Here is a 4,848-nt window from a genome sequence, read left to right as displayed (position 1 = left end):
AGAGGACGTTGAGCGGGTGGAAGTCGCCGTGCACCCAGCCGGCCGCGGGCGCGCTGCCGTCCGGCGGGCGCCGGTGGGCGTGGCGCGCGAGCAGCGCCCGGCGCTCGCGGAGCCGGTGGACGGCCAGCTCGTCGAAGCTGGTGCGCGGCCGGCTGCCCCGGGCCCGAACCAGCAGGTCGTCGATGGTCTTGAAGGTACGGGCCGGTTCGGCGCTGGCGGGGGGCCGCTGGGTGAGGGGCGGGCCGGGGCCGTCCGTCATCACCCGGTGGAGGGCGGTGTGGACGAGGCCGAGCAGGGCGCCGAGGCGGCTGGACTGGGTGGGGGTGAGCGCGGTGCCGCCGCGGTGCTCGCCCTCGACCCAGGGGTGCAGGGCGTAGCAGCGTCCGCCGAGGACGGCGACGGTGCGGCCGCCGGTGCCGGCGAGGGGCGGGGCGACGGGCAGTCCGAGCGCGGCGAGGCGGCGGGTGGCGCGGTGCTGGCGGACGATGGCGGTGCGGTCGCCGTCGAGGTGGTGCTTGAGGAAGTAGCGGCCACCGGTGGTGGCGAGCACGTAACTGCGGTTGAGCAGTCCCTCGGCGACGGGCTCGCACGCGAGCGGTTCCCCGGCGCCGGGGTAGCGGCGGAGCAGGGAGCCGAGGGTGGGGCCGTCGGGTGGGGAAGCCGTGAGGGCTACAGATGAGCGCAGCACTCGCCAGATGCTAGATCACTCCACGCGTTCGTGCGGTCACTTGGAGTGCGCATGCTGGGTGGCGGGCATGCCCACGAGCCGGTGCAGGGTCACGAACTCCGGCTCGATACGCAGGTACACGGGGTCAAAGGGCTCCCCGTCGGCGAGCCGGGGTGTCGGACCGAAGAGGGCACGCTCGTGGGACGTGGGGGTGACGAGCCGTGCGGTGCCGGTGAACTGCACGGACCAGGTGTCCGGCGCGCCGCTGTTGGCGTTGTCCGCCTCGTACGCGACGACATTGCCGTCGAGGGCCCGGTGGTAGCCGTAGCCGCGGTGCAGCCGCAGCAGTACCCGTCCGTCGATGACGAGATGCCGGGTGACGGTGGTGAACGGCAGCGCCCGCCGACTGGCCGACACCCGTCCGTACGGGGTGCGGTCGAGCAGCTCGATGGCGCGATGGTCGTCGACGGGCATGCCTTTCAGGATGCGCCGCGTGTCGCTGCCGCAGTAGGGGCACCCGCCCCGGGAGCGGGGGACGTTGGTCCCGAAACCGGGTCGCGGGACGGCTTCCCGGGCCCCGGCCGGGGGCGCCGGGGCAGGTCAGCGCCGTTCGGCCTGCATCCGCGCGACATACGCGGCGGCCTGGGAGCGGCGTTCCATGCCGAGCTTGGAGAGCAGGCTGGAGACATAGTTCTTGATCGTCTTCTCGGCGAGGTGGAGGCGCTCGCCGATGGCGCGGTTGGTCAGGCCCTCGCCGATCAGGTCGAGGATCTTGCGCTCCTGCTCGGTCAGGCCGGCCAGGCGGTCGTCGCTCTTGGGGGTGTTCCCGCCGCGCAGCCGCTCCAGGACGCGGGCGGTGGCCACGGGGTCGAGCAGCGACTTGCCCGCCGCGACGTCGCGGACCGCGGCCAGCAGTTCGTTGCCGCGAATCGCCTTGAGGACATATCCGGCCGCACCGGCCATGATCGCATCGAAAAGGGCCTCGTCATCGGCGAACGAGGTGAGCATCAGGCATTTGATGTCGTCATTGCCGGAACGTATCTCCCGGCAGACCTCGACACCGCTGCCGTCCGGCAGCCGGACGTCGAGCACGGCCACGTCCGGCCGGGTCGCGGGGATTCTGACCAGGGCATCCGCGGCGGTGCCGGCCTCGCCGACCACCTCGATGTCCTCTTCGACCGAGAGCATTTCGTGGACACCCCGCCGGACCACTTCGTGGTCGTCAAGCAGGAAAACCCTGATTTTTCCGTCTTCGCGCACGACCCCAGTCTCACATACCGACTCTTCCCGTGCTCCAGGTCACCGATATAACGTGCCGTTGTCCCGGTGGCCTGCCACGCTGTGACCAGGAGTTGTTCCCGACTTTCGTGGTTTTACTTGGAAATCCAAGCAAAATCGCAGGTCAGGGCCGTTTCCGCGATGGCTGCGGCAATGGGTAACGTGCAAACAGCAGGCCAGTTCCGGGGCGCTTTGTTCCACCCGGTTCCGGCCGCGTTCGCACCCACCCCGTGCGCCGAGTCGGATACCGGGTGAGCCGCACTACGGCCGCCGGCGGACCCCGGGGGCCGGACAGACGGAGGAGCAGCACGTGACCGTGGAAGGCACTGCCCAGCGGAAGAGCACCCGCGCCGGCAGCAAGCGCACCACCGCCAAGAAGGCGTCACCGGGCCGGGCCAAGGCCGCCCGCCGGGCGGACGCGGCGGAGCAGGATCAGCTCGTACAACTGCTGACCCCCGAGGGAAAGCGGGTCGAGCACCCGGACTACGCCATCGACCTTTCCCCCGAGGAACTGCGCGGGCTCTACCGGGACATGGTGCTCACGCGGCGGTTCGACGCCGAGGCCACCACCCTCCAGCGCCAGGGCGAGCTGGGCCTGTGGGCCTCGCTGCTCGGCCAGGAGGCGGCCCAGATCGGTTCGGGTCGTGCGCTGCACGACGACGACTACGTCTTCCCGACCTACCGCGAGCACGGCGTCGCCTGGTGCCGGGGCGTCGACCCGACGAATCTGCTGGGCATGTTCCGGGGCGTCAACAACGGCGGCTGGGACCCGAACAGCAACAACTTCCACCTCTACACCATCGTGATCGGTTCGCAGACGCTGCACGCGACCGGATACGCGATGGGGCTGCAAAAGGACGGCGCGGATTCCGCGGTCATCGCGTATTTCGGTGACGGCGCCTCCAGCCAGGGAGACGTCGCCGAGGCGTTCACCTTCTCCGCGGTCTACAACGCGCCCGTCGTCTTCTTCTGCCAGAACAACCAGTGGGCCATTTCCGAGCCCACCGAGAAGCAGACCCGCGTTCCCCTCTACCAGCGCGCCCGCGGCTACGGCTTCCCCGGCGTACGGGTCGACGGCAACGACGTCCTGGCCTGCCTCGCGGTCACCCGGGCGGCCCTGGAGCACGCCCGCAGCGGCGGCGGCCCGATGCTCGTCGAGGCGTTCACCTACCGGATGGGCGCCCACACCACCTCCGACGACCCCACGCGCTACCGCACCGACGAGGAGCGCGTGGAGTGGGAGGCCAAGGACCCGATCCTGCGGCTGCGCACCTACCTGGAGGCCGAGGGAATCGTCGACGACGCCTACCTCACCGCGATCGACGAGGAGAGCGAGGCCCTCGGCAAGCGGGTCCGCGAGGTCGTCCGCTCGATGCCCGACCCCGACACCATGGCGATCTTCGAGAACGTCTACGCCGACGGGCACGCGCTCGTCGACGAGGAACGCGCACAGTTCGCCGCGTACCAGGCGTCGTTCACCGACGCCCCCTCGGAGGAGAACTGACCATGGCCGTCCACGAGAAGATCACCATCGCCAAGGCGATCAACGCCTCGCTGCGCGCCTCCATGGAGGCCGACCCCAAGGTCCTGGTCATGGGCGAGGACGTCGGCAAGCTCGGCGGCGTCTTCCGCGTCACCGACGGACTCCAGAAGGACTTCGGTGAGGACCGGGTGATCGACACCCCGCTCGCCGAGTCCGGCATCGTCGGCACCGCGATCGGCCTGGCCCTGCGCGGCTACCGCCCGGTCGTCGAGATCCAGTTCGACGGTTTCGTCTTCCCCGCGTACGACCAGATCGTCACCCAGCTCGCCAAGATGCACGCCCGCGCGCTGGGCAAGGTCAAGGTCCCCGTCGTCATCCGTATCCCCTACGCGGGTGGCATCGGCGCGGTCGAGCACCACTCCGAGTCCCCCGAGGCCCTGTTCGCGCATGTCGCGGGCCTCAAGTGCGTGACGCCGTCCAACGCGTCGGACGCCTACTGGATGCTCCAGCAGGCCATCGCCGGCGACGACCCGGTGATCTACTTCGAGCCCAAGCGCCGCTACCACGACAGGTCGCGGCTGGACACCGAGGCGATCCCGGACCCGCTGCACAAGGCCCGCGTCACCCGTCCCGGCACGGACCTCACGCTCGTCGCCTACGGCCCGATGGTGAAGGTCTGCACGGACGTCGCCAATGTCGCCGCCGAGGAGGGCAAGTCGGTCGAGGTCGTCGATCTGCGCTCCCTCTCCCCGATGGACTTCGACACCGTGCAGGCGTCGGTGGAGAAGACCGGCCGGCTGGTCGTCGTCCACGAGGCGCCGGTCTTCCTGGGGCCGGCCGCGGAGCTGGCCGCCCGCATCACCGAGCGCTGCTTCTACCACCTGGAGGCACCGGTGCTGAGGGTCGGCGGTTTCCACGCCCCGTACCCGCCGTCCCGCCTGGAGGACGAGTACCTGCCGGGACTCGACCGGGTGCTGGACGCGGTCGACCGGGCGCTGGCGTACTGAGGGGCGAAGGAGAGCACAGATGACCACCAACGCACAGCGCTTCCGCGAATTCCTGATGCCCGACGTGGGCGAGGGACTCACGGAGGCCGAGATCCTCAAGTGGTACGTCCAGCCCGGTGACACCGTCGCCGACGGCCAGGTGATCTGCGAGGTCGAGACCGCCAAGGCCGCGGTCGAACTGCCCTGCCCCTACGACGGGGTGGTGCGCAGCCTGCACTTCGACGAGGGCGTCACCGTCGACGTCGGCACCGCGATCATCACGGTCGACACCGACCCGGGCGCGGGCCCCGCCGAGGCGCCCGCACCGGCCGCGGAGCCGGCCGAGGAGCCGGAGCCCGAGGGCCGCCAGGCGGTTCTCGTCGGCTACGGCGCCGCACCGTCCTCGACCAAGCGCCGGCCGCGCAAGGCGCCGG

Annotated in this window: 6 protein-coding genes; 3 read left to right on the top strand and 3 right to left on the bottom strand. The window is 70.7% G+C overall.

Going from position 1 to position 4,848, the window contains the following annotated elements; genetic code table 11:
* The 3 genes from AC51EU_RS27085 to AC51EU_RS27075 form a co-directional block, all read right to left on the bottom strand.
* Positions 1 to 688: phosphotransferase (locus AC51EU_RS27085; RefSeq protein WP_496269717.1), on the bottom strand; the 688-nt coding region annotated here is incomplete at its 3' end.
* 36 nt (positions 689 to 724) lie between these two features.
* Positions 725 to 1,141 (bottom strand): pyridoxamine 5'-phosphate oxidase family protein, encoded by a 417-nt coding sequence (locus AC51EU_RS27080; protein WP_496269716.1) that lies wholly within the window; start codon positions 1,139 to 1,141, stop codon positions 725 to 727.
* 126 nt (positions 1,142 to 1,267) lie between these two features.
* On the bottom strand, positions 1,268 to 1,927 hold the full coding sequence (locus AC51EU_RS27075; RefSeq protein WP_496269715.1) for a response regulator: 660 nt from the start codon (positions 1,925 to 1,927) through the stop codon (positions 1,268 to 1,270).
* Between the two features lie 328 nt (positions 1,928 to 2,255).
* Here AC51EU_RS27075 and pdhA point away from each other — a divergent pair, with 328 nt between their 5' ends.
* The 3 genes from pdhA to AC51EU_RS27060 all read left to right on the top strand — a co-directional run.
* Positions 2,256 to 3,449, top strand: a complete 1,194-nt coding sequence (pdhA, locus tag AC51EU_RS27070; RefSeq protein WP_496269714.1) for a pyruvate dehydrogenase (acetyl-transferring) E1 component subunit alpha — start codon at positions 2,256 to 2,258, stop codon at positions 3,447 to 3,449.
* Positions 3,450 to 3,451: 2 nt separating this feature from the next.
* Complete coding sequence (locus tag AC51EU_RS27065; protein WP_496269713.1) at positions 3,452 to 4,435, top strand: alpha-ketoacid dehydrogenase subunit beta; 984 nt, start codon at positions 3,452 to 3,454, stop codon at positions 4,433 to 4,435.
* Positions 4,436 to 4,454: 19 nt separating this feature from the next.
* Positions 4,455 to 4,848: biotin/lipoyl-containing protein (locus AC51EU_RS27060; protein WP_496269712.1), on the top strand; the 394-nt coding region annotated here is incomplete at its 3' end.

Source organism: Candidatus Streptomyces philanthi (genome assembly GCF_059553635.1).
The sequence above is the reverse complement of the archived record's forward strand: the minus strand, read 5'-3'. Positions and strand labels throughout refer to the sequence as shown.

Excerpts from the sequence above, each read along its gene's own strand:
- AC51EU_RS27080 (WP_496269716.1), bottom strand. The coding sequence starts at position 1,141 with ATGCCCGTCGACGACCATCGCGCCATCGAGCTGCTCGACCGCACCCCG.
- AC51EU_RS27065 (WP_496269713.1), top strand. The coding sequence starts at position 3,452 with ATGGCCGTCCACGAGAAGATCACCATCGCCAAGGCGATCAACGCCTCG.